22 protein-coding genes and 2 pseudogenes are annotated in these 25,787 nt (G+C 57.9%); all 24 read left to right on the top strand.

The features are described from left to right. The first annotated feature begins 104 nt into the window (after positions 1-104). The 24 genes and pseudogenes from nodL to J3R84_RS28920 all read left to right on the top strand — a co-directional run bounded on the left by nodL (position 105) and on the right by J3R84_RS28920 (position 25,779). Positions 105-656 (top strand): nodulation O-acetyltransferase NodL, encoded by a 552-nt coding sequence (gene nodL, locus J3R84_RS29040; RefSeq protein ID WP_203529964.1) that lies wholly within the window; start codon positions 105-107, stop codon positions 654-656. Between the two features lie 196 nt (positions 657-852). After that, the gene (locus tag J3R84_RS29035; protein WP_011970946.1) at positions 853-1,068 is read left to right on the top strand and encodes a hypothetical protein; all 216 of its coding nucleotides are present in this window, start codon (positions 853-855) and stop codon (positions 1,066-1,068) included. Beyond that, positions 1,046-2,476 (top strand): nodulation protein NoeA, encoded by a 1,431-nt coding sequence (gene noeA, locus J3R84_RS29030; protein ID WP_024312489.1) that lies wholly within the window; start codon positions 1,046-1,048, stop codon positions 2,474-2,476. Before J3R84_RS29035 ends, noeA begins: the two co-directional genes overlap by 23 nt. 6 nt (positions 2,477-2,482) lie before the next feature. Continuing rightward, positions 2,483-4,144: a nodulation protein NoeB gene (gene noeB, locus J3R84_RS29025; protein WP_203529963.1), complete on the top strand. Its 1,662-nt coding sequence runs from the start codon at positions 2,483-2,485 to the stop codon at positions 4,142-4,144. Between the two features lie 1,110 nt (positions 4,145-5,254). Beyond that, positions 5,255-5,950: a GntR family transcriptional regulator gene (locus J3R84_RS29020; RefSeq protein ID WP_018210195.1), complete on the top strand. Its 696-nt coding sequence runs from the start codon at positions 5,255-5,257 to the stop codon at positions 5,948-5,950. Between the two features lie 462 nt (positions 5,951-6,412). Beyond that, positions 6,413-7,015, top strand: coding sequence for an amino acid synthesis family protein (locus J3R84_RS29015; protein WP_011970941.1), 603 nt, complete (start codon positions 6,413-6,415; stop codon positions 7,013-7,015). A gap of 18 nt (positions 7,016-7,033) precedes the next feature. Continuing rightward, on the top strand, positions 7,034-7,867 hold the full coding sequence (locus tag J3R84_RS29010) for an alpha/beta fold hydrolase (RefSeq protein WP_018210193.1): 834 nt from the start codon (positions 7,034-7,036) through the stop codon (positions 7,865-7,867). Then, a complete protein-coding gene (locus J3R84_RS29005) occupies positions 7,864-8,799 on the top strand; it encodes a flavin reductase family protein (RefSeq protein ID WP_011970939.1) in 936 nt (311 codons plus the stop codon). Before J3R84_RS29010 ends, J3R84_RS29005 begins: the two co-directional genes overlap by 4 nt. Then, a complete protein-coding gene (locus tag J3R84_RS29000) occupies positions 8,796-9,836 on the top strand; it encodes an LLM class flavin-dependent oxidoreductase (protein WP_011970938.1) in 1,041 nt (346 codons plus the stop codon). The genes J3R84_RS29005 and J3R84_RS29000 overlap by 4 nt, the downstream gene beginning before the upstream one ends. Before the next feature lie 5 nt (positions 9,837-9,841). After that, positions 9,842-11,305, top strand: coding sequence for an aldehyde dehydrogenase (locus J3R84_RS28995; RefSeq protein ID WP_011970937.1), 1,464 nt, complete (start codon positions 9,842-9,844; stop codon positions 11,303-11,305). A 5-nt stretch (positions 11,306-11,310) separates the two neighbouring features. Beyond that, a complete protein-coding gene (locus tag J3R84_RS28990) occupies positions 11,311-11,637 on the top strand; it encodes an NIPSNAP family protein (RefSeq protein WP_011970936.1) in 327 nt (108 codons plus the stop codon). Positions 11,638-11,674: 37 nt separating this feature from the next. Then, positions 11,675-12,685 (top strand): ABC transporter substrate-binding protein, encoded by a 1,011-nt coding sequence (locus tag J3R84_RS28985; RefSeq protein ID WP_011970935.1) that lies wholly within the window; start codon positions 11,675-11,677, stop codon positions 12,683-12,685. Positions 12,686-12,777: 92 nt separating this feature from the next. Beyond that, positions 12,778-13,653 (top strand): ABC transporter permease, encoded by an 876-nt coding sequence (locus tag J3R84_RS28980; protein WP_011970934.1) that lies wholly within the window; start codon positions 12,778-12,780, stop codon positions 13,651-13,653. Between the two features lies 1 nt (position 13,654). After that, complete coding sequence (locus J3R84_RS28975) at positions 13,655-14,455, top strand: ABC transporter permease (protein WP_011970933.1); 801 nt, start codon at positions 13,655-13,657, stop codon at positions 14,453-14,455. Further along, positions 14,452-15,531 carry an ABC transporter ATP-binding protein gene (locus tag J3R84_RS28970; RefSeq protein ID WP_011970932.1) on the top strand — a complete coding sequence of 360 codons (1,080 nt, stop codon included), beginning with the start codon at positions 14,452-14,454 and terminating at the stop codon, positions 15,529-15,531. The genes J3R84_RS28975 and J3R84_RS28970 overlap by 4 nt, the downstream gene beginning before the upstream one ends. Before the next feature lie 79 nt (positions 15,532-15,610). After that, complete coding sequence (locus tag J3R84_RS28965; protein WP_011970931.1) at positions 15,611-17,083, top strand: NAD-dependent succinate-semialdehyde dehydrogenase; 1,473 nt, start codon at positions 15,611-15,613, stop codon at positions 17,081-17,083. A gap of 367 nt (positions 17,084-17,450) precedes the next feature. Then, a pseudogene (locus tag J3R84_RS28960) lies at positions 17,451-17,801 on the top strand (transposase); the annotation flags it as partial. 52 nt (positions 17,802-17,853) lie between these two features. After that, entirely contained in the window at positions 17,854-19,008 is a 1,155-nt protein-coding gene (locus tag J3R84_RS28955; protein ID WP_203530189.1) for an IS110 family RNA-guided transposase, read from the top strand. A 311-nt stretch (positions 19,009-19,319) separates the two neighbouring features. Further along, positions 19,320-19,742 carry an IS5 family transposase gene (locus J3R84_RS28950; protein ID WP_203530152.1) on the top strand — a complete coding sequence of 141 codons (423 nt, stop codon included), beginning with the start codon at positions 19,320-19,322 and terminating at the stop codon, positions 19,740-19,742. Between the two features lie 374 nt (positions 19,743-20,116). Continuing rightward, positions 20,117-20,274, top strand: a pseudogene (locus tag J3R84_RS28940) (RNA polymerase factor sigma-54); the annotation flags it as partial. A gap of 540 nt (positions 20,275-20,814) precedes the next feature. After that, the gene (gene nifH / locus J3R84_RS28935; RefSeq protein WP_011970918.1) at positions 20,815-21,708 is read left to right on the top strand and encodes a nitrogenase iron protein; all 894 of its coding nucleotides are present in this window, start codon (positions 20,815-20,817) and stop codon (positions 21,706-21,708) included. 99 nt (positions 21,709-21,807) lie between these two features. Next, the gene (nifD, locus tag J3R84_RS28930; protein ID WP_203530151.1) at positions 21,808-23,310 is read left to right on the top strand and encodes a nitrogenase molybdenum-iron protein alpha chain; all 1,503 of its coding nucleotides are present in this window, start codon (positions 21,808-21,810) and stop codon (positions 23,308-23,310) included. 90 nt (positions 23,311-23,400) lie between these two features. Beyond that, complete coding sequence (gene nifK / locus J3R84_RS28925; RefSeq protein ID WP_207932881.1) at positions 23,401-24,957, top strand: nitrogenase molybdenum-iron protein subunit beta; 1,557 nt, start codon at positions 23,401-23,403, stop codon at positions 24,955-24,957. Between the two features lie 58 nt (positions 24,958-25,015). Beyond that, positions 25,016-25,779 (top strand): IS5 family transposase gene (locus tag J3R84_RS28920; RefSeq protein WP_139353949.1). Its coding sequence is split into 2 segments (ribosomal slippage): positions 25,016-25,331 and positions 25,331-25,779, totalling 765 coding nucleotides; the frame shifts between segments, so codons are not numbered across the junction. Positions 25,780-25,787 lie beyond the last annotated feature (8 nt).

Below are 25,787 nucleotides of genomic sequence, written 5' to 3'. Positions count from 1 at the left end.
AGTGCGGGCGTGTGCGCCAAAGACTCCGGGCATAGTCAAGGCGATGCAATAGTCAACATCGGGCAACCCCCTATCAACTATCAAAGACGTTCTGAGAGGAGACGATGACACGCACTCAAAAAGAGAAGATGCTCGCAGGCGAGATGTACAACGCAGCGGATCCAGAAATCCAAGCCGACCTGCTGGCCGCTGGGGCTTGGCTGAAGCGCTACAATAGTACTTTGGGCGATTCCGCCGAGCAGTGGCATTTGTTCCTCCGCGAACGGCTAGGCGAGGTTGGGCCTGGAGCGATTATCCGTCCGCCCTTTCACTGCGATTACGGCTTCAACATCAGTATCGGAGCCCACGCCTATATGAACTTCAACTGCGTCATCCTCGACGTGGCAAAGGTGACGATCGGCGATGGGACCGCCATTGGGCCTGCTGTGCAGATCTATACCGCCGATCATCCGGATGACCCCGAGCAGCGGCAGGCGGGGCTGCAGCTCGGGCGACCTGTCCTCATTGGCAAGCACGTATGGATTGGCGGTGGCGCGATCATCCTCCCGGGCGTGACCATTGGCGATCATGCGGTCGTTGGCGCGGGAAGCGTAGTCACGCGCGACGTCCCTGCGGGCGCAAAAGTAATGGGAAGCCCAGCTCGGGCAAGGGGCTGACCTTCGGCTCCTTGGTCGCGCGCTTGCCAGATGGTTCGAGCTCTCTATGCGCTCAGCCGAAAGTATCCTGTGATGAGGCCGCGACGCTTCCCTGCGTACGTTCGGGGCACAACAGAAGCAGGACCAGCCACTGAAGGCACAGGAAATTGACCACCGTTAAAACTTGAATAACAACCAACATGCGAAGGGGATATCGATGCCGATAATTATGAGTGTTCTGGGATTTCTCATCCTTTCTATTGTGCCAGCTCATGCATATCTCGACCCCGGCACGGGCAGCATGCTCGTTCAGGGCTTGATCGGTGCGTTGGCGATCGGCGGAGCAGCTGTCTCCGGATACTGGAATAAGATCAGATGGGCTGTCAGATCTTTTTTAGGCCGGGAGAACAATGGCAAGAATGGCGGAAAGTAAGTTGGTGGCGGCCGCACCGAGACCCGGACGCGTCGCCGGTTCCTTTAGAGATCCGTCTGGTCAAGTCTTCCACTTCCAGGATCGCATTCTGCGGACAATGGATTCGGCTGCTGCAATCGAGTTTGCCAGTGCTGAGAGAGTAATGCGACAGCTCGTGGATGAAGGGCGACTCGTCGACTTCTCAGACGCGGAGCCGAGCCTTCATCAGCTTTTTCAAGGGAATATTGCTCGAGTTCTGCAGCATCCCCTCCTGGAGCAAATCACCTACCCATACGAGTGGTCGTTTGCTGGATTGAAGGCGGCGGCGCTTTTTCATCTTCAACTGCAGCTTGATCTACTTGATCAGGGTTTTTGCCTGTCGGATGCGACCGCTTATAACGTTCAGTTTGAAGGGTCACGACCAACTTTCATCGATCATCTGTCTATAAAGCCGTACCGCGATGGACAGCTTTGGTATGGACATAAGCAGTTTTGTGAGCAGTTCCTCGTTCCACTGTTACTACGATCCGTTTTCGACATCACGCATCACAGCTGGTATCGCGGCAACCTCGAAGGGGTGCCGAGTGCGGATTTCGTAAAGCTGCTGAGTACCCGACATTGGTTTTCCCACAAGTTGTTCATGCATATCATTTTGCCTGCAAAGCTGCAGTCATCTAGGACATCGCAGACCAAGGTAGATCTTGGAGACTCTCGTGCGAGACGGCTTCCTAAGGATGCCTTCCGCGCCATGCTCGCCCAACTTTACAGCTGGATCAGCGGACTGAAAGTTGATGTTGGAAAACAATCGGTTTGGCAAGGATACGCTGCGAACAACACGTACACAGCTACCCAGAGAAGCGACAAAGGGCAGTACGTCGCAGAGTTTGTCGCTCAACACAAGCCGCGAACTATAATCGACCTTGGCTGTAATACCGGTGACTTTAGCTACGTAGCTTTGGAGAATGGTGCACAGAAGGCGATCGGCTTTGATTTCGACCCGCACGCGCTCGACGCCGCGTTCGACCGGTCAGTTCAGACATCAAAGAACTTTCTTCCACTCTACCTTGATGCACGTAATCCATCGCCGAGCCAAGGGTGGGGCGAACGGGAGCGTCAAGGGTTCAGCTCAAGGTTTTCGGCAGATGCTGTTCTGGCGCTAGCCTTCGAACATCATTTGGCAATCGCTCACAACGTTCCCCTTGCCGAGGTTGTCGCATGGGTGACCCAAGTTGCACCAAAGGGCATTATCGAATTCGTTCCGAAGGAGGACGAGACTGTGCGACGCATGTTGGCGGGTCGAGAGGACATCTTCAGTGACTACAACGAAGAAGCTTTTGCAAGCGCGCTCAGCCAGAAAGCCCGGGTGGTGAGCAAGCACTTAATACCCGGCAGCAAACGAACGTTGTACACGTTCGAAAGGTCGGAGTAAGCAGAAATGAAGCGAATCGTCTTACTGCTATCACCTCTGGTAATCTTGCTTAGCCCGATCATTGACGCGTTTCAGGGAGTGTATATTGACCCCAGAAGCGATGCAGGGTACGCCGTCATCGCTTTTGTGGCCATAATTGGACTCGCCCTGGGCATGATTGCAACCTTTTGCTATAAAAGGGGAGCTGTTGGCAACGTCGTAACAGCAGGCACACTCGCCGTTACCCTTTTCCTTTTTGGCGATCTTTCATACGGTGTTTTCTGGAGACTAGCAGACCACATAGGAATGGGGGGCGCCGCCGCGTTGGCGTTCGCTGGACTGGTTGTACTTATTCTGGTCCTATTCAAGCTCATGGCCGCTGTGCCCCGTATGATGGCCGCATTTGCCGTAGCCCTACTGGGCTCTACAGTTCTTGATCGCGGCTTGATTACTGAGGCGAGCGCCGAAGAATCCGCGCCGGCCTTGATTTATATCGTGACTGATGAAATGATCGGCATTTCCGGGATTGACACAAGATTACCCCATGGAGCAGAAGCCAAAGCCGCATTGTCGCGGGTTTTCCAGAAACATGGGTTCCGGCTCCATTCCAAGGCTTTCAGTCGCCACATTCTGACTCAGGTTTCAGTACCAGCCGCCTTGAACATGGACTATTCTTATAATTTTCCCGGCGATAGATCGCATTATGCCTACCCGGGGGAGGTAACAAAGTTCAAGGAACTGTCGTTATTCAATCTGTGGCGTCGACAAGGGTTATCCGTCAATGTCTTCCAGTCTGCTCATCTTGATTACTGCAAAACTGAAGCGCTAGTCGACTGTCACACCTTCGCATCATTTGACGGAAGTAGATTTATTCAACGGCAGCGGATCGAGGGCGGCCCATACCGGGACGTTCCACCCGCTTCCGCTTCGCTGGCGGATGTTAAAGCGCTGATCGAGGGAAACAGGCAAAGCCTTGCAATGGCAGCCGTTGGCTTCGTGGCCTCCAACTTGCTGGAGACGAAGGACACGGCACTACAAGAATGGCACCCGCGGTCTTACGACCAACTAGCCTTCCCTTACTGGCTCGGACAGTTCCAGAACATGATTCTAGATAAAGGTCGTGGAAACGCCTTTTTTGCTCATTTTCTATTTCCGCATAGTCCCTCGGTCTACAACAAAGATTGCAAACCAACGAACCGTTGGGTTGAGAGGTCATATCTTACAGAAGTCCGCGGGTTGGCAGGTCAAGAGCTAGATGAAGCGCGGGTGAAAGAATATGGATTCTACTTCGCTCAAACGCTGTGTCTTGCCAAGCAACTAGATAAGTTCTTTAATGCGGTTCTTAGCGATAAGAGATTTCAGGACGCTACGATAGTCGTTCATGGCGACCACGGCTCACGTATTTCTGCGGGTAGAAATGTCGAGACTATGTCTCCGAGGGATTACGTCGACAATTATTCCGCTCTTTACGCTGTCAGAAAGCCCGGCGTGGCGACGGGTACGGACTATAGGCTACACTCGGTTCAGTGGTTAAACGCTTCTCTGTTCCGTGGCAATGTATCAGAGGTCGCCCCGACCGTAGTAGGATCTATGCAGGGTAAATCTGACGATTCAGCATTGTACGCACCCATTACCGACCCAGACCACGTTGCTATAATGCCGATGCATGACTTTGACGCGTCCCATTGATCAATCGCCTGCATCGAAGACTCATCGCTTCAGCGGGCCTCCCATTAGTATCCCCACGGCCCACACACTTTCTGGGCTCCGCACCGCAACTCGCCGCTTCGAATGCGCAACCCGAAACGGTTGGAGCGAAAATTGGATAAACTTGCGGGCAGGGTCAATCGCTCTCGGCTTGCGAAAGAGCTAATCTCCGCGCTGTCGAACCTAGGGCAGCTTGCGCGCCTACGAGTAAACGTCGAAGAGTCAGGCCAACTGGCTCGCGTCAGTCGATCAAGAGATACTTGGCTATGTTTCAGCTATTTAGGGACGAACACGCTACCTTAGAAGCTAGAAGCAAGTCTGTGTGGCCACGGTCCGTTCGGCCGCGCAACTCGACGTCGACAAACGCGCCCTTGCTCCGAGGGTAGGGGAGGGAATGGACCACCGGCGATCTCGGGTACGGAAATGATCAGACCGGACAGCGTGGTGTTGCCTGGAAACGGACGCGCTTTGCGTCTCGTTCGGCAAAGCTGGGTGTACGACCGCCCGCCAAAGGATCAAGGCTCTCGACTATCCTCTCTCGAACAACGTCGTGAGCCGACGACACAACGTGGTTCCGAACGAACGAGCAGCTTCACTGAGTAGCAACCGCCGATGGATTGTTCAATGTACGCGCGGCACGAGGCAGCACCTTCACGCCCATTGAGACCTGCACGACGGTCGCGGTCCCGCACTGCATTGCGGGATACGCCGGTAGGCGGCTTTCTCAAATTTTTGGTATGCTCGAAGGGTTCACGCGATGACACGATCATGGAGTGATCGAAGGGTCAAATGCGACACCTCGAGATGGTGAGCACGCCCCGCGGCGGGAACTTTGACTTCATGAGCCTGGCTCGATGAGGTGATATCAAGCATCATAAATAGGTGCGGCCACGGCCCAGCAATTCGGACTTCACGAGTCCCGTTGCTACGCATCGGAAACATCGACGCGATAGTGATCGCGAGCAACTGATCATGGCAGTTGCCTTAAGCGGGGCATCCAGGTTATATACTGGTACGCCATAATACGGCAGGGCGGATTCGTTCTCGTGCGGAACTTATACCTGGTTGGGCGAATTTAAACGAGGTGAGCCGATGAACGATGCACTGGCAGGGAATGCCATTCGGGTAGAGCGTCCGACAAAAACATTGAGGGAACTGGCGCTCGACAAGGTGCGGGACGCTATTGTCGACGGTTATTTCAGACCGGGTGATCGCCTTGTCGAGCGCGATCTGTGTGCGCGACTCGGTGTCAGTCGTACAATCGTCCGTGAGGTGCTGCGGCACCTCGAATCCGAGGGCCTCGTCGCGAACTTGCCTAACAAAGGGCCGATCGTCGCGCGTCTAGATCTGAATGAAGCGAAGCAGATCTACGAAATTCGCGGCGCCCTCGAAGGGATGGCCGCCCGACTTTGTGCGGAGCGAAACGACTCGACCGTTGTTGCAGCCCTTGAAGCGTCCTTGGAAGGCATCCGCCAGAGCTATGCTGCTAAGGATATGCCCGCGGTTCTCAATCACACTTCCGCATTCTACCAGACGCTTTTTACCAAGGTCGATCGCCACGTTGCCTGGGGCGTCGTCAGCCTGCTGACCGTCCGGATCAACCATCTTCGTTCCATGACGATCAAGACTAGAAATCGAGACGTCGAAGGACCGGCACAGATGGAAAGGATCGTTGAGGCCATCCGAAAAGGCGACGGCGAAGCGGCTTACACGGCTGCCCTTGATCATGTCGCCAGAGCTTCCGTCATCGCGGAGGCCGTACTCTCAGCGCAGCAGACGGGCGACTGACGAGGTTACGACTATGATCGGCGACGAAGGCTGACTCTACCCACCTCAGACTGGCTCTCAGATCTGCTCGTTGGCCATGAGCCAACTGGCGCCTCCTTTCTTCTGATTGCAGTCGTTGGGTAATCCAAAGCGTTTGTGCAGCATGATGTGGCGGTCATTGCTCGATGGAACATCCTTCGGGTTGTGCCGCCGCCTGAACACCATCCCTGAACGCCTCAGAATCGCCGCTTAACGTGGCCGCTGCTGACGTGCTCGGGTTTGCGCACGATGCGCATCCCCCGCATTCCGCTGCAAAAAACCGACCGCGATCAACGCGCTCGGTTTGCGTTCGCCCTCAATCGCAAATTTTTTCCTACCAAAATCGGGCACTTGGCCGGAATTCGGGCTTTGCGTTGAAGAGCCACTTGACTGTGTTATATGATGGCATACCATAAGACCAATAGCTCACAGGAAGGATGTCCTATGCCCGTTCAGATCCGCAAGACGCTGCTCCAGATGGAAACGACCCTAATCGAGGGCGGGAAAGCCGCCCCTCAGCCGTTAAAGCTGTTTTCGGCGGTGGCGGTGTTGAAAAATCCGTGGGCTGGGCACGGCTTCGTCGAGGATCTGAGGCCGGAGATTCACAGAGCGGCACCGGTACTGGGCGAGCTTTTAACTAGGATGATTATCGATGCCGTTGGCTCCGCCGAGGCGGTTGAAGCTTATGGGAAAGCCGCCGTGGTCGGGATCGATGGCGAAATCGAGCATGCCTCGGCGCTCATCCATACCTTGCGTTTCGGCAATCATTATCGCCAAGCGGTTGGCGCCAAATCATACCTGGCCTTCTGCAATACGCGCGGCCCTGCCAATGCCCCCATCATGATCCCCCTGATGGACAAGAACGACGAGGGGCGCCGTTCGCACTACCTGACAATCCAGACCGCAGTACCCGATGCCCCAGCCGCCGATGAAATCGTGGTGGCTCTTGGCGCCTCGACTGGCGGACGTCCTCATCACCGGATCGGCGACCGTTACGAGGATTTGAAGGAGCTTGGGCAAGATGTCACCAATCCGGCCGGTGTCTGAGCGGCGGTGGACACCTCGATGCAAACGGTTACATCACACACATCCGGGGAGGGCGGCGCCTCCCTTCCGCGCAAGACCACTGCGCGCGGCACCGCCTACTTCGAAGCCGGCGATGGAGAGACGTTAATCCTCATTCACGGCGTCGGCATGCGCCTCGAGGCTTGGGCGCCCCAAATCGAGGCTTTCGCAAAAACCCACCGGGTTTTCGCATTAGACATGCCGGGGCATGGCGCAAGCGAAAAAATCCCAGCGGGCAGCACGTTGCGGGACTACGTTGCTTGGTTTGGCTGCTTCCTGGAAGACCTGAGCATCGCACGGGCGAGTATCGCCGGACATTCGATGGGTGCACTTATTTCCGGAGGCGCGGTGGCAACTTTTTCCGACCGGATCACTCGTGTCGCTTACCTCAACGGCGTTTATCGCCGCGACGCCGCGGCGAAAGCTGCAGTCCTGGCGCGCGCTGAAGCTATCCGTGAAAACGGGGTCGACGCGGAAGGGCCTTTGGAGCGGTGGTTCGGCGAGGATCCGGAGAGCCAACGTGCTCGAGAGCTAACACGAACATGGTTGGAGATGGTCGATCCGGAAGGATACGCGATTGCCTATGCCGCCTTTGCGGGGGGCGATGAGATCTATGCAGACTGCTGGCCGTCCGTCGAATGCCCGGCTCTCTTCCTAACGGGCTCGGGAGATCCGAATTCGACACCGGAAATGGCCAAACAGATGGCGTCTGTGACGCCAAAGGGATGGGCACGCATTGTCGATGGTCACAGACATATGGTCAATCTAACCGCCCCCGAGATCGTCAACGCGTTGATGTCCGAATGGCTGACTTCCAGGGAGAAACCGAGATGACTGCGGAAGTTTTCGACCCGAGAGCCTTGCGAGACGCGTTCGGCGCATTTGCAACCGGAGTGACGGTGGTGACGGCGAGCGATGCGGCAGGCAAGCCAATCGGCTTTACGGCCAATTCCTTTACCTCTGTCTCATTGGATCCGCCGCTGCTGCTCGTTTGCCTTGCCAAGAGCTCGCGCAATTATGATTCGATGACTTCGGCAGGGCGTTTCGCCATCAACGTCTTGTCCGAAACGCAAAAAGACGTCTCGAATACATTTGCCCGCCCCGTGGAGGATCGGTTTGCAACGGTCGATTGGCGGCTTGGCCGGGACGGCTGCCCGATATTCTCAGATGTGGCGGCCTGGTTCGAGTGTTCGATGCAGGACATCATCGAGGCGGGCGATCATGTCATCATAATCGGTCGCGTTACCGCCTTCGAAAACAGCGGCCTCAATGGCCTGGGTTACGCCCGGGGCGGCTACTTCACGCCGAGGTTGGCAGGAAAGGCGGTTTCCGCTGCCGTTGAGGGAGAAATTCGTCTCGGTGCGGTGCTCGAACAGCAGGGCGCGGTATTTCTGGCAGGCAATGAAACCCTGTCGCTTCCGAATTGCACCGTCGAAGGCGGCGATCCTGCGCGCACGCTCGCCGCCTATCTCGAACAACTGACCGGGCTGAACGTCACCATCGGATTTCTCTACTCGGTTTACGAGGACAAGAGCGATGGTCGTCAAAACATCGTTTACCACGCGCTTGCCAGCGACGGTGCACCACGACAAGGCCGGTTTCTCAGGCCGGCGGAGCTCGCTGCGGCCAAGTTCAGCAGCAGTGCGACCGCCGATATCATCAATCGTTTCGTACTCGAAAGCTCTATCGGCAATTTCGGCATGTATTTCGGCGACGAGACCGGCGGCACGGTCCATCCGATCGCGAAGAAGGACGTACACTCATGAAATTCTCACTCTTCGTTCACATGGAGCGCCTGGATGCTTCGCAAGACCACAGGACGCTTTACGAAGAATTCATCAAGCTGTGCGAAGTCGCCGACAAAGGCGGCATGCACGCGATCTGGACCGGTGAACATCATGGAATGGAGTTCACCATTGCGCCGAATCCCTTCATAACGATTGCCGACCTTGCCCGCCGCACTAAGACCGTGCGGCTTGGAACCGGCACGGTGATCGCGCCCTTCTGGCATCCGATCAAGCTCGCGGGAGAAGCCGCAATGACGGATCTGATCTGCGAGGGTCGCCTCGACATCGGAATTGCCCGCGGCGCCTATTCCTTCGAGTACGAGCGGCTGCTGCCGGGCCTCGACGCCTGGAGCGCTGGGCAGCGCATGCGCGAACTCATTCCGGCGGTGAAGGGGATCTGGGCGGGTGATTACGCCCACGACGGCGAGTTCTTCAAGTTTCCGGCCACGACCTCGTCACCGAAGCCGCTGCAGAAGCCCCATCCGCCGATATGGGTTGCTGCGCGCGACCCCAACTCGCACGAGTTTGCCGTTTCGAACGGCTGCAATGTGCAGGTGACGCCACTCTGGCAGGACGACGAGGAGGTTCGGAGCCTGATGGGACGGTTCAACGACGCCTGCGCCAAGGATCCAGAGGTCCCGCGCCCGAAGATCATGCTGCTGCGGCACACCTATGTCGGCTCCGACGAGGCGGATATCGCGCAGGCAGCTCATGAGATGAGCGTATACTACAATTACTTCTTCGCCTGGTTCAAGAACGAAAGACCGATCAGACAAGGCCTCATTGATCGGATTCCGGACGAGGAAATTGCCGCCAATGCCATGCTCTCAGGCGAGGCAATGCGACGCAACAACGTCGTCGGCGCAGCCGACGAGGTCATCGCCCGCATCAAGAGCTACGAGGCAATGGGATATGACGAATATTCCTTCTGGATAGACACAGGCATGACCTTCGAGCGCAAGAAGGCTTCGCTCGAACGCTTCATCGCCGATGTCATGCCAGCATTTGCGGAGTAGGGCACATGCAGCGCTTCCAGTGTTACATCAACGGTGAATTCGCAGACGGCGAAGCCCGCTTCGAAAGCATCGATCCCACCACCGGCCGTGCCTGGGCAGAGATGCCAGAGGCACGGGAAGCGGACGTCAATCGTGCCGTCGAGGCTGCACGTATCGCCCTTCACGACCAGTCATGGTCCACACTGACGGCCACGCAGAGAGGCAAGCTCCTCTACAAGCTTGCCGATCTCGTCGCTGAGAATGCCGGAAGACTTGCCGAGCTGGAGACCCGCGACACGGGCAAGATCATCCGCGAGACCTCGTCGCAGATCGCCTATGTCGCCGACTACTATCGCTACTACGCCGGGATCGCCGACAAGATTGAGGGCTCCTATCTGCCGATCGACAAGCCCGACATGGATGTCTGGCTGCGCCGCGAGCCGATCGGCGTCGTGGCCATGGTCGTGCCGTGGAACAGCCAGCTTTTCCTTTCGGCCGTAAAGATCGGTCCGGCACTGGCGGCCGGCTGCACCATGGTGGTGAAGGCCTCGGAGGACGGGCCGGCGCCGCTTCTCGAATTTGCCCGGCTGGTGCATGCGGCGGGTTTTCCCGCCGGTGTCGTCAACATCGTCACCGGCTTCGGCCCATCATGCGGCGCGGCGCTCAGCCGCCATCCGCAGGTCGATCACATAGCCTTCACTGGCGGGCCGGAGACGGCGCGCCATATAGTCCGCAATTCAGCGGAAAATCTCGCCTCGACCTCGCTCGAGCTCGGCGGCAAATCGCCCTTTATCGTCTTTGCCGACGCAGATCTTGAAAGTGCGGCCAATGCCCAGATCGCCGGGATCTTTGCCGCGACCGGGCAGAGCTGCGTGGCCGGCTCACGGCTGATCGTCGAAAAAAGTGTCAAGGACCGCTTCTTGCAGATCCTAAAGGCCAAGGCAGAGACAATTCGCATCGGCAGCCCGCTCGAGATGTCGACGGAGGTGGGACCGCTCGCGACGGAGCGCCAGTGCAACCACGTCAAGGCCCTTATCGCACGCTCGCTGGCTGCTGGCGCGAAGCTGGTGACCGGAGGCACAGCGCCGGAGGGCACCGGGTTCTATTATCGCCCGACCATTCTCGATTGCGACGGCAGCGCATCGCCGTCCCTCGAGAACGAATTCTTCGGTCCTGTGCTCTCGGTTCTGTCTTTCGAGACAGAAGCTGAAGCTCTCCATCTCGCCAACGGCTCCCGCTTCGGCCTTGCAGCCGGGGTCTTTACGCAGAATCTCACCCGAGCGCACCGCCTCATGAAGGGAATTCGCGCGGGAATCGTCTGGGTCAATACCTATCGGGCGGTCTCCCCGGTCGCGCCCTTCGGCGGCTTCGGGCTCTCGGGTCACGGGCGTGAGGGCGGCCTGGAGGCGGCGCTCGACTATACCCGGAGCAAGACCGTTTGGCTCAGGACGTCGGACGATCCAATTCCTGATCCCTTCGTGATGCGGTGAGAGCGATGTTTTACGAGATCCGCACCTATCGGCTGAGGAATGGCGCGATCCCTACCTACCTGAAGGTGGTCGAGGAAGAAGGGATAGCCATCCAGAGGAAGCATCTCGGCGAACTTGTCGGCTACTTCTTCTCCGAAATCGGGCCGATCAACGAGATCGTCCATATCTGGGCTTATCCGAGCCTCGATGAGCGCGAGCGTCGGCGAGCCGCACTCATGAACGATGCGGCCTGGCGGGATTTTCTTCCCAAAATACGCGACCTGATAGAAGTCGCTGAAAATAAGATCATGAGGGCGGCACGATTTTCGCCGACAGGTGCCGTCGCGTCTTAGAACAACCAAGCAAAACCGGAACACGGAGCAAGGGAACATGAATAGGATATTTGTTTTGGCGGCCACTGCCGCGACGATTGCTACAGCGATGCCGGCGACGGCTGCCGATCTCGTCTTTTCGAGCTGGGGCGGCACGACACAGGACGCCCAGAAGGCTGCCTGGGCCGATAAGTTCACCGAAAAGACCGGCATTAACGTACTGCAGGACGGGCCGACCGATTACGGCAAGCTGAAGGCTATGGTCGAGGCGAATGCCGTCACCTGGGACGTCGTCGACGTCGAGGGCGATTACGCCGCTCAGGCCGGCAAAAAGGACCTCCTCGAGAAACTCGACTTCTCTATCATCGACAAGTCCAAGCTCGATCCGCGCTTCGTCACTGATTATTCGGTTGGCAGCTTCTATTATTCCTTCGTCATAGGTTGCAACAAGGATGCGGTCGATGCCTGCCCTAAGACCTGGGCGGACCTCTTCGACGCCCAGAAATTCCCAGGGATGCGCGCCTTCTACAAGTGGTCCGCGCCGGGTGTCATCGAGGCCGCCCTGCTTGCCGACGGTGTATCGCCCGATAAACTCTATCCGCTCGATCTGGATCGCGCTTTCAAGAAGCTCGACACGATTAAGTCCGACATCATCTGGTGGTCAGGCGGCGCGCAGTCGCAACAGCTCCTCGCCTCCGCCGAAGCGCCTTTCGGTAGCGTCTGGAACGGCCGCATGACGGCGCTCGCGCAAAGCGGCATCAATGTCGAGACTTCCTGGGAACAGAACATCACCGCCGCCGACGCTCTCGTAGTCCCCAAGGGCTCGAAGAACAAGGAAGCGGCGATGCAGTTCATAGCGCTCGCCACATCGCCAGAAGCTCAGGCCGACCTTGCAAAGATCACCGGATACGCGCCGATCAACCTGGATTCGCCTAAGATGATGGATCCGGAATTGGCAAAGACCCTGCCGGACGCGCAGACGGCAAGCCAAGTGAATGCGGACATGAACTACTGGGCCGAGAATCGCGATGCCATCGGCGAGCGCTGGTACGCCTGGCAGGCGAAGTAATCATTGGGAACGGCTGGAAGGACGTTGTGGCGTTCTTCCGGTCGCTCCGGCAGCCGGAAAGCGGCGCGCCTTGCGTTTAGGGAGGAGAAACAATGGTATCGCAGACCGAAACCGGGAGTGGGAGACCGAATTCGCCTGCACAGGTCCGGCGGCTGACCGACTTTGACCTGACATTGCCAGCCCTAGGGCTGCTGATCCTGTTCTTCGTCATGCCGGTCGCCATGCTGTTAACGCGTAGCGTCACAGAGCCGGTGCCGGGTCTCGGCAACTATGCCGAATTGCTGGGCTCATCAACCTACCTGCGAATATTCGCAAACACCTTCATCGTTTCTAGCCTCGTCACACTTGTATCGTTGCTGATCGGCTTTCCTGTCGCCTGGGCACTGGCCATCATGCCTAGCCGCGCGGCATCCATTGTGTTCGCCATTCTGCTTCTATCCATGTGGACGAACCTTCTTGCGCGTACTTACGCGTGGATGGTGTTGCTTCAGCGCACAGGTGTCATCAACAAGATGCTGCTTGGAATGGGGCTCATCGATACGCCGCTTCCGCTCGTCAACAATCTGACGGGAGTGACGATCGGCATGACCTACATCATGTTGCCCTTCATCATCCTGCCGCTCTATGGCGTCATCCGGAAGATCGATCCTGCCATCCTGCAGGCGGCTGCTCTTTGTGGCGCCAATCGCTGGCAGTCGCTCGTGCGCGTGCTGCTGCCGCTCGCAATGCCGGGCATGGCGGCAGGTGCGCTTATGGTCTTCGTGATGTCGCTCGGCTACTTCGTTACGCCGGCGCTGCTCGGCGGTACTTCGAACATGATGCTCGCGGAGCTCATCGCACAGTTCGTCCAGTCTCTCGTCAACTGGGGCATGGGCGGCGCCGCGGCCCTGGTGCTTCTGGTCGTCACCCTAGCGCTGTACGCCGTGCAGCTTCGTTTCTTCGGCACAAACCGGATGGGAGGGCGCTGACATGCTCCTGAATTTCGACCGTCTGGGCTGGTGGAAGCTCGTTCTCATCGGCATCACGTTGCTGACAACTGCCTTCCTGCTCCTCCCCATCCTATTCATAGCGGCACTCTCCTTCGGTTCGTCGCAATGGCTAATATTCCCGCCGCCCGGTTGGACGCTCAGGTGGTACCAGGAGCTACTCGAAGATCCCCGTTGGCTGGACTCCGCCTGGACGAGCTTCCGCATCGCAATCATCGTTACGGTGCTGTCGGTCCTTCTCGGTCTAGTCACTTCTTTCGGTCTGAACCGCGGGCGGTTCTTGTTTCGGGAAGCGTTGAAGGCGCTATTTCTGACGCCGATGATCCTGCCCGTCGTCGTGCTAGCCGTGGCGCTATACGCCTTCTTCCTGCAGATCGGTCTCAATGGAACCCTCACCGGCTTCGTCATTTCCCATCTGGTGCTGGCACTGCCGTTCTCAATCTTGTCGATCACAAATGCGCTCGAGGGCTTTGATAAATCGATTGAGGATGCCGCCGTTCTGTGCGGCGCTTCGCCTTTCGAAGCCAAAATCCGTGTGACGCTGCCGGCCATCAGCCACGGCGTCTTCTCAGCGGCAATATTTTCCTTCCTCACCTCTTGGGACGAAGTGGTCGTCGCGATTTTCATGGCGAGCCCGACGCTTCAGACGCTTCCCGTAAAGGTTTGGTCGACCTTGCGCCAGGATTTAACGCCGGTCGTTGCCGCCGCCTCCACGCTTCTCATCCTCTTGACAGTACTTTTGATGGTGCTCGTCGCCATCGTCCGTAAAGGATTAAAATCATGAATAGACCCTTCCTGCAGATTCGCGGCATCCGCAAGGAGTATGGCCCGGTGACGGCCGTGCAAGATGTTACTATCGATGTTGCACAGGGGGAATTCCTGACCTTTCTTGGCCCTTCGGGATCCGGAAAAAGCACGACGCTTTACATCCTGGCCGGCTTTGAGAACCCGACGCGCGGGGACATCTTGCTAAATGGCGAAACGCTGCTGGCGACGCCTTCGCACAAACGCAATATCGGCATGGTGTTCCAGCGCTACACGCTGTTTCCGCATCTTTCCGTCGGCGAGAATATCGCCTTTCCGCTAAAGGTCAGGCGTCTTCGGAAGGCGGAGATCGACGCCAAGGTGCGCGCGATGCTGAAGCTCGTCCGGTTGGAAGGCTTTGAGGACCGTAAGCCCGCGCAGATGTCCGGCGGCCAGCAGCAGCGTGTGGCCTTGGCCCGCGCACTCGCCTATGACCCGCCAGTGCTGCTGATGGATGAGCCGCTTTCTGCCCTCGACAAAAAGCTGCGCGAGGAGATCCAGCACGAAATCCGCCGGATCCACCAGCAGACGGAAGTCACAATCTTGTATGTCACGCATGACCAGGAGGAGGCACTTCGTCTTTCCGATCGCATTGCCGTTTTCTCAAAGGGCGTGATCGATCAGATCGGCACAGGGCCGGAACTATACGCCAACCCGGCCACTCGGTTCGTGGCCGAGTTTATCGGCGACAGCGATTTTCTCCCTTGCGACGTGGTCTCGACGGTCAATGGCCGAGCCGATATTGCTGTGTGCGGTTCCATGACCATTTCGAACATTCCGCTTCATGGGACTGCTTCTTCGGGGAGCAAAGCGGCGCTTATGCTGAGGCCGGAGCGGCTACTGTTGTCAAAGACGAAGTCAGACATCGGGTTGCCGGTCACGGTCAGCGATATCACCTTCCTCGGCAACAACGTCCATGTGGCCACGAAAACCCGCAAAGGCAACGACCTGTCCGTCCGCCTTCCCTTCGGTCATGAAGCGATCTCGGGACTCAATCGGGGAGATGCCGTTTGGCTCAGATTCGATGCCGGGTCGGCGCACGTTTTCGGTCAGTGAAATAGCCGCTATTTGTGGGACGCCGGGCGATGGAACAGTAGCGGCCCGGAAACAAGGCGACGCACCAGGAGACCTACGCATGACGATTTCGGAAACACTGCTCGTCAAACTGAAGGATCCCAGCCTCGCTGTCGATAAGGGTTTGATCGGCGCCGAATGGCTTGACAGAAGCGACAGCGGCAAGACGTTCGATGTCAGCAATCCGGCGACCGGCGAGGTCATCGCCATCTTGCCCGACATGAGTCGGTCCGAAACCGCACGTGCGATCGATGCGGCCCACGCGGCGCAAAGGGCATGGGCGGAGAAGACGGGCAAGGAACGCGCCGCGGTGCTGCGCAACCTGTACGACCTCGTGATTGCCAATGCCGAAGACCTCGCCACCATCCTGACGATGGAAATGGGTAAGCCGCTTACGGAGGCGAAGGGCGAGATTCTCTACGGCGCGTCTTACGTCGAGTGGTTTGGCGAGGAGGCGAAGCGTGTCTACGGCGACACGATTCCGGGCCACCAGCCGGACAAGCGCATCATCGTCCTCAAACAGCCGATCGGGGTCGTGGCGGCGATCACGCCGTGGAATTTTCCGAATGCGATGCTCGCCCGAAAACTGGCGCCTGCCGCTGCCGCAGGCTGCGCAGTGGTTTCGAAGCCTGCCGCGGAGACGCCGCTGTCGGCACTGGCGATAGCCTTGCTCGCAGAGCGCGCCGGCCTGCCTGCCGGAGTCTTCAACGTTATCCTGTCGACCGATTCCGCGGAAGTTGGCAAGGAAATGTGTGCCAATGACAAGGTTCGCAAGCTGACCTTCACCGGCTCCACCAATGTCGGCAAAATATTGATGCGCCAGGGCGCCGACCAGATCATGAAGCTGGGCTTGGAACTCGGAGGCAACGCGCCGTTCATCGTCTTTGACGACGCCGATCTCGACGCCGCTGTCGAAGGCGCCATGGTCGCCAAGTACCGCAACAACGGGCAGACCTGCGTCTGCGCCAATAGGCTTTTCGTGCAGGCCGGAATTTACGACGCCTTTGCCGCGAGGCTGACTGCCAAGGTTAGCGAGATGACGATCGGCGACGGGTTTGAGCCGGACGTCGACGCTGGCCCGCTGATCTCGGAAAAGGCTCTCGCCAAGGTCGAGGAACATATCCGGGACGCCGTGACGAAGGGTGCCGATCTGGTTCTGGGCGGCAATGCGCGGGGCGGTTTGTTTTTCGAGCCGACCGTCCTGACCGGAGCCACCATGGACATGAAGATTGCTCGCGAGGAGACGTTCGGTCCCGTCGCGCCGCTCTTCAAGTTCGAGACCGAGAATGAAGTTGTCAGTATGGCCAACAACACCGAGTTCGGCTTAGCATCCTATTTTTACTCCAAGGATGTGAGTAAGGTATTCCGCGTGGCGGAAGCGCTAGAATACGGCATGGTGGGCATCAATACAGGCCTGATCTCTACGGAAGTAGCTCCCTTCGGCGGTGTCAAGCAGTCGGGGCAAGGCCGCGAAGGCTCCAAATACGGCATCGATGACTATGTGGAAACCAAGTATCTTTGCCTCAGTATTTGAGCGCGCGACGAGCGAATTGCTGGTGAGGGTCCGTTACAACGTACTGGCAATGTTCCCGGTGTATGCTTCGAATGTCGCGTATCGCATCTATTGGAGGGCTGACAGCGCCAGAACGCTTAAAGCAGCCTCAGGCTGTGTTGACTGCTTTGTATCGCTCGAAGGACTGCCTCTGTCCGCGTGGTCTGCCATGTAGACGTGTCCGATAGTGCCGCTGCTCCAAGCGGCGATGATAAGGCATCATCAAAGCCTGGATCAAACACCCAAACATCAATTATCCGTAAAGCAGGATTCTAGGGTCCGGACCCAATAAGTGGGTTTCCTTGCGCACTGCGACGTGATTCACTCGCCTCAGCGAGGAGGCGGTTGCATGTCTGATTTCTTTTGGTTTTCCGACGCGCAGTGGGAGCGGATAGAGCCGCTTTTGCCGACAGATGTGCGAGGCAAGCCGCGCGTGGATGACCGCCGGGTCTTGAGCGGGATCGTCCATGCGCTGCGCTGTGGTGGCCGCTGGGCGGATTGCGCAGATGTCTATGGACCGAAGAAGACACTCTACAACCGCTTCGTCCGCTGGTCCGAACGCGGCATCTGGGAAGGCATCTTCAGTGCGCTCGCAGGGGCCGATGATGCGCCGGATCGACTGTTCATCGACAGCAGTTGCATCAAGGTCCACCGCTGTGCGGGTGGAGGAAAAGATCCCATGATGAGTGGTGGACAGCGGCCTGTGGGAGATCAGAGTCGGTTTGCTACCAACCACTCTGGAGGGACTTGCCATGACAGCAGAACCAGCCTCGCCACTTGCCGCTATCCGAGTTGATCTTGGCGCGATTTTCATCTCGTTGGAACTGTCGAAGTCGACGTGGCTGGTGACGTCGCTATCGCCTGGCAGCGAGAAGATGTCGCGTCATTCGGTACCCGGCGGCGACCTGCCTGCATTGCTGGCATGCTTGAACCTCTTGCGCGAGAAGGCGCAGGTGCGGGAGGGCAGGCTCTACCCCGTGGTTGTCATCCAGGAGGCGGGGCTCGATGGTTTCTGGATACACCGCGCGCTCGAAGCGGAAGGCTGGATCACGAGCCATGTCGTCGATGCCGCATCGGTCGCGGTGTCGCGCCGGCAGCGCCGGGCGAAGACCGACCGCATCGATGGGGAGACTCTGGTTCGCACGCTGATGGCGTGGATGCGCGGTGAACCGCGGGTCTGCTCGATGGTGCGTGTGCCGACGCTTGAAGAGGAGGACCAGCGTCGGATCGGCCGGGAGCGCAAAGCTCTGATCGAGGAGCGCAAAAGGCACGTCAACCGGATCAAAGGCCTGCTCTTCAGCATTGGCGTCCGAGGTTATGAGCCGACGCGTCGCGACCGGCGTGAACGCTTGGAGGAATTGCGGACGGGAGATGGCCGGCTGCTGCCTGCCCATCTGACGGCGCAGCTCAGTCGTGAACTCGATCGGCTCGAATTGGTGAACGAGCAGATCAAAGCCGTCGAAGCCGAGCGCGATGCGCAGTGTGCCGCGGCGGATAGTACCGCGCCACAGGCGATGCTCAAAGGCATCAAGGGCATTGGCGCGGAGATTGCAAACATCCTGACTTGCGAAGGGCTGTTCCGCCAGTTCGACAACCGACGCCAGATCGCAGCCTATGCCGGGCTCGCACCTTCGCCGTGGCGAAGCGGCTCAATCGATCGCGAGCAAGGCGTCTCGAAGGCAGGCAATCCGAGGCTGCGCACGATGATGATCCAGCTGGCCTGGCTCTGGCTGCGCCATCAGCCGGACTCGGCCCTGACGCGCTGGTTCCATGAACGCGTCAGCCACAGCGGCGGGCGCGGCAAGAAGATTGCGATCGTGGCCTTGGCGCGCAAACTGCTCGTCGCCTTGTGGAAGTATGCCACGAGCGGCGTCGAGATTGAGGGAGCCGTTATGACCAAGGCCTGAGCACATCCCTTGACCGTAACTCAACCCAATCCTCGGGCCTGAGCAGGCCTGACGGATCCAGGCGAACGGACCGAAGCCCCCCATGGCTTCTATCGCCGGTTAAAAGAATGGTTCCGTTCTCCTGAGCCCAACCCCCGAATGCGGGATTATGGTGCAGCCGTCCTGAGCGGCGACCGGATATGAGGTGGTACAGGTAAGGCTCGCCATGCCGGTACTGAGAAATGGGCGCAACTGGATACCGTCGATCGCGCAGAAAGGACTACAAAATGGTCGCATCCCCTTGACCTACAACTCATCATATGAGGGGGGCCTTGGCTCATGGTATCGGCCGCACCAAAGGTGGACGGAACACCAAGCTCCATGCTGTCTGCGATGCCAAAGGCCGCCCTCACGTCCTGCTCCTGACGCCCGGCAACGTCCACGATTGCAAGGTGGCAAGGCTCTGTATCGAAGCTCTGCCACCCTCCGCCGAACTCGTCGCCGACAAAGGCTATGACAGCCAGGCTCTGCGCGAGTGGCTCGACGAGCGTGGTACCCAAGCCGTCATCCCGCCGCGCAAGAACCGCAAAATCCAATATGAATACGACAAGGCCATCTACAAGCAGCGCAACGTCATCGAGCGCATGTTCTGTCGCCTCAAGGACTGGCGTCGCCTCGCGACCCGCTTCGACCGCAACATCAAAAACTTCATGGGGGCAATCGCACTCGCAGCCGCCGTCATCTGGTGGTTGTGAGTCCGGACCCTAGCTATCTGAAAAAAGGCTATAAGCTTTATTTGGTCACTCCTTCGGCCTGGCACGACTTTTGCAAGATCACCCAGTGGTGCCCCTACTGTGCGCATTCATTTGTCCCGAACAACCGAACTCGTTTAAACAACAAAGGAAGCAAGATGGCAGCTCTGCGTCAGATCGCGTTCGACGGTAAGGGGATATCCGCAATCTCCAAAATGCACTCGCCCTAACTGGACACGGGTCGGCAATATTGACGGGAGCATCGCGTTAGCATGGCCTTTTCCCCAGCCTTCATTTAATGCAGTCGCATTCGCTGACTATGACGCCGCAGCTGATGCAGTCAATCCAGCTGCTTCAGATAGGTCATCTGGAACTCAGCGGTGCTCTCGGACGACGACATCGTCGACGTCCTCAAGAAGACAGGTGTCGATATCGGCGGGCGCACGGTCGCAAAATATCGCGGAGCGATGAACATCCAGCCTCTGTCCAAGGCCGCCGCGAGAAGCGTGCACTGCCGAGGGCCACGGGACTCTGAGGGATGCTGGCCCGCAAGTACGCTCGAGCAGGCGGGTCCGGTGGCTCCTGGAGCGAGATCGCGACATCAGCCGCCCGGTTTTTGGGCCGCTCTCTTTTGTTCCCCCCGTGGCGGGAATGCACTCACGTTCACAGCAGCTAAGCATATGCGGCAGAAATTCTGTCGTTCCCGATCGCGAGGAAGGCGCAAAAAGAAGCCGCTACCCAGAGCAGACCGTACAGCGTCATCGCGGCCACTCGGCGTGTCGTCGCCCAGTCACAAGGGCTTCCACGCAAGGCGGCAATTCGTTGAGCGATTTCTGGCGCGTGACGACCGCCCACACGACACTGTCCGGTGCCCTTGTCGGCTCCTCGACACAGATTGTTCCTTCAACCATGTGGTCAATTTCCAGATCTAACTATCTGAAAGAAAGTCAGAAGCTTTATTTTAGACACTCCTGCGGCCTGGCACGACTTTTGCACGATCACCCCTGGGCGCGCATGCTGTTGCGCATTCATGTGTCCGAACAACCGAAATAGTTTAAACAACAAAGGAAGCAAGATGGCAGCTCTGCGTCAGATCGCGTTCTACGGTAAGGGGGGTATCGGCAAGTCCACGACCTCCCAAAATACACTCGCCGCGCTTGTCGACCTGGGGCAAAAGATCCTTATTGTCGGCTGCGATCCGAAAGCGGACTCCACGCGCCTCATCCTGAACGCAAAGGCACAGGACACCGTACTGCATCTTGCGGCAACCGAAGGTTCGGTCGAAGACCTCGAACTCGAGGACGTGCTCAAAGTTGGTTACAGAGGCATCAAGTGCGTGGAGTCCGGTGGCCCAGAGCCGGGCGTTGGCTGCGCCGGACGCGGCGTCATCACCTCGATCAACTTCCTGGAAGAGAACGGCGCCTATAACGATGTCGACTACGTTTCATACGACGTGCTAGGGGACGTCGTATGCGGCGGCTTTGCGATGCCCATTCGCGAAAACAAGGCTCAGGAGATCTACATCGTCATGTCCGGTGAGATGATGGCGCTCTATGCCGCCAACAACATCGCCAAGGGTATCCTGAAATACGCCCATGCGGGCGGCGTGCGGCTAGGGGGCTTGATTTGCAACGAGCGCCAGACCGACCGGGAACTCGACCTCGCCGAGGCACTGGCCGCCAGGCTCAATTCCAAGCTCATCCACTTCGTGCCGCGCGACAATATCGTTCAGCACGCAGAGCTCAGAAAGATGACAGTGATCCAATATGCGCCGGACTCCAAGCAAGCCGGGGAATATCGCGCCCTGGCTGAAAAGATCCATGCAAATTCCGGCCGAGGCACCGTCCCTACACCGATCACTATGGAGGAACTAGAGGACATGCTGCTCGACTTTGGAATCATGAAGAGCGACGAGCAGATGCTTGCCGAACTCCATGCCAAGGAAGCCAAGGTAATAGCCCCCCACTGAATCGCCGCCGAGAGGGTGGCGCAGCTGGACGCGGCGTGCCATTCCACAAACGGCGCCATTGATGAGGTGTCACCTGGATCGTGAAATGGGCAGGCCCAAATGAGCCTCGACTATGAGAATGACGATGCTTTGCACGAGAAGCTTATCGAAGAAGTGCTATCCCACTATCCAGACAAGGCGGCGAAGCGCCGTAAAAAGCACCTGAGTGTCGCAAAGAACAAGCAGGAGACCGCCGAGGAAGGACAGGTGGTTTCCGAGTGCGACGTAAAGTCGAACATCAAGTCGATCCCGGGCGTAATGACGATCCGCGGCTGCGCCTATGCCGGTTCCAAAGGCGTTGTTTGGGGTCCGATAAAGGACATGGTGCACATTTCGCACGGCCCGGTCGGTTGTGGCCAATATTCCTGGTCACAGCGCCGCAACTATTACGTCGGTACGACGGGCATCGACGCCTTCGTGACGATGCAGTTTACCTCCGACTTTCAGGAGAAGGACATCGTTTTCGGTGGTGACAAGAAACTAGAAAAGATCATCGACGAGATCGAGGAACTGTTTCCGCTCAACAACGGTGTCACCGTGCAATCGGAATGTCCCATCGGCTTGATTGGTGACGACATCGAGGCGGTTTCGCGAAAGAAGGCTGAGGAGTACAACACAACAATCGTGCCGGTGCGTTGCGAAGGCTTCCGCGGTGTATCGCAGTCCCTTGGACATCACATTGCTAACGACGCGATACGCGACTGGGTTTTCGACACGACCGAAGTCGCGTACGAAGCTGGTCGATACGACGTTAACGTGATCGGTGACTACAATATCGGCGGTGACGCCTGGGCATCGCGCATCCTGCTCGAGGAGATCGGGCTGCACGTGGTCGGCAACTGGTCGGGGGACGCCACACTCGCGGAGATAGAGCGCGCGCCGACGGCAAAGCTAAATCTTATCCACTGCTACCGGTCGATGAATTACATCTGCCGGCACATGGAGGAAAAGTATGGTGTGCCTTGGATGGAGTACAATTTCTTTGGTCCATCCCAGATCGAAGCCTCATTGCGCCAGATAGCGAAACATTTTGGACCGGAAATCGAGGAAAGGGCCGAGAGGGTAATCGCCTGGTACAGCGCCCTGACCTATGCTGTGATCGACAAGTACTGGCCGCGCCTTCGGGGCAAAAGGGTAATGCTTTACGTCGGCGGCTTGCGCCCACGTCACGTCATTACTGCCTATGAGGACCTCGGCATGGAGATCGTAGGGACCGGCTACGAATTCGCCCACAACGACGACTATCAGCGCACTGGTCACTACGTGAAGGAGGGCACGCTGATCTACGACGATGTCACCGGCTATGAACTCGAAAAGTTCATCGAGAGGATTCGCCCCGATCTCGTCGGCTCCGGCATCAAAGAAAAATACTCGGTGCAAAAGATGGGCATCCCATTCCGTCAGATGCACTCTTGGGATTATTCCGGACCGTATCACGGCTATGATGGCTTCGCCATCTTCGCCCGCGACATGGACCTTGCGGTCAATAATCCGGTCTGGGACCTCTACGACGCGCCCTGGCAGAAGGCGGCAATGCTTGCGGCATCAGGCGCCGCTGAATGAGAGTCCGATCTCTCCCCCGCGAGAGATCAGCAACGTCTCGAACGTCTCTGTGCCGCCGTAAGACGATGCCGATATGGAAGAGGTTACCACATGCCGCAGTCCGCCGAGAAAGTGCTCGACCATGCTCCCCTTTTCCGCGAGCCGGAATATAGGAAAATGCTGGCCGAAAAGAAGCGAAACTTCGAACGACCATACCCGGATCGGACCGTCACTGATCAACGCGAATTCACCAAAACCTGGCATTATCGCGAAATAAATCTCGCCCGCGAAGCGCTCGTCGTGAACCCGGCCAAGGCCTGTCAGCCGCTTGGCGCGGTTTATGCGGCGGCCGGGTTTGAGCGGACAATGTCGTTTGTACATGGCAGTCAAGGGTGCGTTGCCTATTACCGTTCGCACCTGTCGCGCCATTTCAAGGAGCCGTCGTCCGCGGTCTCATCTTCGATGACAGAAGACGCTGCGGTATTTGGCGGCTTGAAGAACATGGTCGATGGCTTAGCCAATACTTATAAGCTCTACGATCCGAAGATGATCGCCGTGTCGACCACGTGCATGGCGGAGGTCATTGGTGACGACTTGCACGGCTTCGTTGAAAATGCCAAGGACGAAGGCGCCGTCCCCCATGATTTCGATGTCCCTTTTGCGCACACGCCGGCATTGGTCGGCAGCCATGTCGATGGTTATGACAGCATGGTTAAAGGCGTGCTGGAGAATTTCTGGAAGGGCGAGCAGCGCACTGTAAAACCTGGCTCGATCAACATCATCCCGGGCTTCGATGGATTCTGCGTCGGGAACAATCGCGAGTTGAAGCGCCTGCTCAATTTGATGGGTGTTTCCTATACGTTCATCCAAGATGCCTCCGACCAATTTGATACGCCCTCGGATGGTGAGTTCCGCATGTATGACGGAGGCACCAAGATCGAGGACGTGAGAGCGGCACTGAATGCCGAGGCGACAGTGTCACTGCAGCAATACAATACTCGCAGAACACTGGAATATTGCAAAGCGGCCGGACAGGCGACGGTGTCCTTTCACTATCCTCTCGGTGTCAAGGCGACAGACGAGTTCCTGGTGAAAGTATCGGAGATCTCCGGCAGGGAAATCCCCGAGGCAATCCGCCTGGAGCGCGGCCGGCTTGTCGACGCGATGGCGGACAGCCAGTCTTGGCTGCACGGTAAGAAATACGCGATCTACGGCGACCCCGACTTCGTATACGCCGTAGCGCGATTCACCATGGAGACTGGAGGGGAGCCAACCCACTGCCTAGCAACCAACGGCACCCCAGCCTGGGAAGCTGAGATGAAAAAGCTGCTCGCATCCTCGCCCCTGGGCAATGATGCACAGGTTTGGACGAACAAGGATCTCTGGGCAATGCGCTCACTCCTTTTCACCGAGCCGGTGGACCTGCTGATCGGCAATTCCTATGGCAAGTATCTGGAGCGCGATACCGGCACGCCGCTGATCCGGCTGATGTTTCCGATTTTCGACCGGCACCACCATCACCGTTTTCCCCTGATGGGCTATCAAGGTGGACTGCGTGTGTTGACGACGATCCTCGATAAGATCTTCGACCGACTCGATCGTGAGACGATGCAGGTGGGAGTGACGGACTATTCTTATGACCTTACTCGCTACAGCGTAAACTCATAAAATTTCTTGGCATTTATCGGCCGCCGTGATTCAAGGCTTCGAAATAGGGAAGCATTTGATGACGCGTCGTCGCTACGAACTGACTGACCACGAATGGTCGATCATATCGCCGTTGTTGCCCAACAAGCCACGCGGTGTTGCCCGCGTTGATGATCGGCGGGTATTGAATGGCATCCTCTGGCGGTTTCGAACGGGCTCGCCTTGGGCGGAAGTTCCGGAACGCTATGGCCCGCCGACGACCTGTTACAACCGCTTCGTCCGCTGGCGCAAAGCCGGGGTATGGGATCGGCTTCTTGAAGCGGTGTCCAAGGCCTACGATGGCGACATCGTCATGATCGACTCGACCTGTGTCCGCGTTCACCAGCACGCGGCCACGGGAAAAAAGGGGATGGAGACGATGGTGGCATGGGACGTTCCCGCGGCGGGCTTACGAGCAAAATCCACGCGCTCGTCGATGCCGAAGGTCGCCCCGTCAATCTGCGTCTGACTGGTGGACAGATCGCCGATTGTGCCGAAGCCGACGCGCTGACGGATGAGCTTGGCGAGGGGGACATCCTGCTGGCCGACAAGGGTTATGACACGAATGCGATTCGGGCCAAGGCCGCCGAGCGAAAGGCCTGGGCCAACATCCCGCCGAAGAGTAATCGCAAGGGCTCTTTCGTGTTTTCGCGCTGGGTCTATCGGCAACGCAATCTCGTGGAACGGTTCTTCAACAGGATCAAGCAGTTCCGAGGCATCGCAACCCGATATGACAAGCGCCCGGAAAACTACCTCGCCGCCGTAAAGCTCGTCGCAACAAGAATATGGTGCCAAAGTTTATGAGTCGACGC

Source organism: Ensifer canadensis, from assembly GCF_017488845.2.
GTDB classification, from domain to species: Bacteria; Pseudomonadota; Alphaproteobacteria; order Rhizobiales; family Rhizobiaceae; genus Ensifer; species Ensifer canadensis.
This window is presented reverse-complemented; position numbering and strand designations above follow the sequence as displayed.

Bases quoted from the DNA above. Each gene is read 5' to 3' on its own strand.
- J3R84_RS29015 (WP_011970941.1), top strand. From the start codon at position 6,413: ATGCCCGTTCAGATCCGCAAGACGCTGCTCCAGATGGAAACGACCCTA.
- J3R84_RS28975 (WP_011970933.1), top strand. From the start codon at position 13,655: ATGCTCCTGAATTTCGACCGTCTGGGCTGGTGGAAGCTCGTTCTCATC.
- J3R84_RS28985 (WP_011970935.1), top strand. From the start codon at position 11,675: ATGAATAGGATATTTGTTTTGGCGGCCACTGCCGCGACGATTGCTACA.
- noeA (WP_024312489.1), top strand. From the start codon at position 1,046: ATGGCAAGAATGGCGGAAAGTAAGTTGGTGGCGGCCGCACCGAGACCC.
- J3R84_RS29035 (WP_011970946.1), top strand. From the start codon at position 853: ATGCCGATAATTATGAGTGTTCTGGGATTTCTCATCCTTTCTATTGTG.
- nodL (WP_203529964.1), top strand. From the start codon at position 105: ATGACACGCACTCAAAAAGAGAAGATGCTCGCAGGCGAGATGTACAAC.
- J3R84_RS28980 (WP_011970934.1), top strand. From the start codon at position 12,778: ATGGTATCGCAGACCGAAACCGGGAGTGGGAGACCGAATTCGCCTGCA.
- J3R84_RS28965 (WP_011970931.1), top strand. From the start codon at position 15,611: ATGACGATTTCGGAAACACTGCTCGTCAAACTGAAGGATCCCAGCCTC.
- J3R84_RS28995 (WP_011970937.1), top strand. From the start codon at position 9,842: ATGCAGCGCTTCCAGTGTTACATCAACGGTGAATTCGCAGACGGCGAA.
- nifK (WP_207932881.1), top strand. From the start codon at position 23,401: ATGCCGCAGTCCGCCGAGAAAGTGCTCGACCATGCTCCCCTTTTCCGC.
- noeB (WP_203529963.1), top strand. From the start codon at position 2,483: ATGAAGCGAATCGTCTTACTGCTATCACCTCTGGTAATCTTGCTTAGC.
- J3R84_RS28955 (WP_203530189.1), top strand. From the start codon at position 17,854: ATGACAGCAGAACCAGCCTCGCCACTTGCCGCTATCCGAGTTGATCTT.
- J3R84_RS29000 (WP_011970938.1), top strand. From the start codon at position 8,796: ATGAAATTCTCACTCTTCGTTCACATGGAGCGCCTGGATGCTTCGCAA.
- J3R84_RS29020 (WP_018210195.1), top strand. From the start codon at position 5,255: ATGAACGATGCACTGGCAGGGAATGCCATTCGGGTAGAGCGTCCGACA.
- nifH (WP_011970918.1), top strand. From the start codon at position 20,815: ATGGCAGCTCTGCGTCAGATCGCGTTCTACGGTAAGGGGGGTATCGGC.
- J3R84_RS29010 (WP_018210193.1), top strand. From the start codon at position 7,034: ATGCAAACGGTTACATCACACACATCCGGGGAGGGCGGCGCCTCCCTT.
- nifD (WP_203530151.1), top strand. From the start codon at position 21,808: ATGAGCCTCGACTATGAGAATGACGATGCTTTGCACGAGAAGCTTATC.
- J3R84_RS28970 (WP_011970932.1), top strand. From the start codon at position 14,452: ATGAATAGACCCTTCCTGCAGATTCGCGGCATCCGCAAGGAGTATGGC.
- J3R84_RS29005 (WP_011970939.1), top strand. From the start codon at position 7,864: ATGACTGCGGAAGTTTTCGACCCGAGAGCCTTGCGAGACGCGTTCGGC.
- J3R84_RS28990 (WP_011970936.1), top strand. From the start codon at position 11,311: ATGTTTTACGAGATCCGCACCTATCGGCTGAGGAATGGCGCGATCCCT.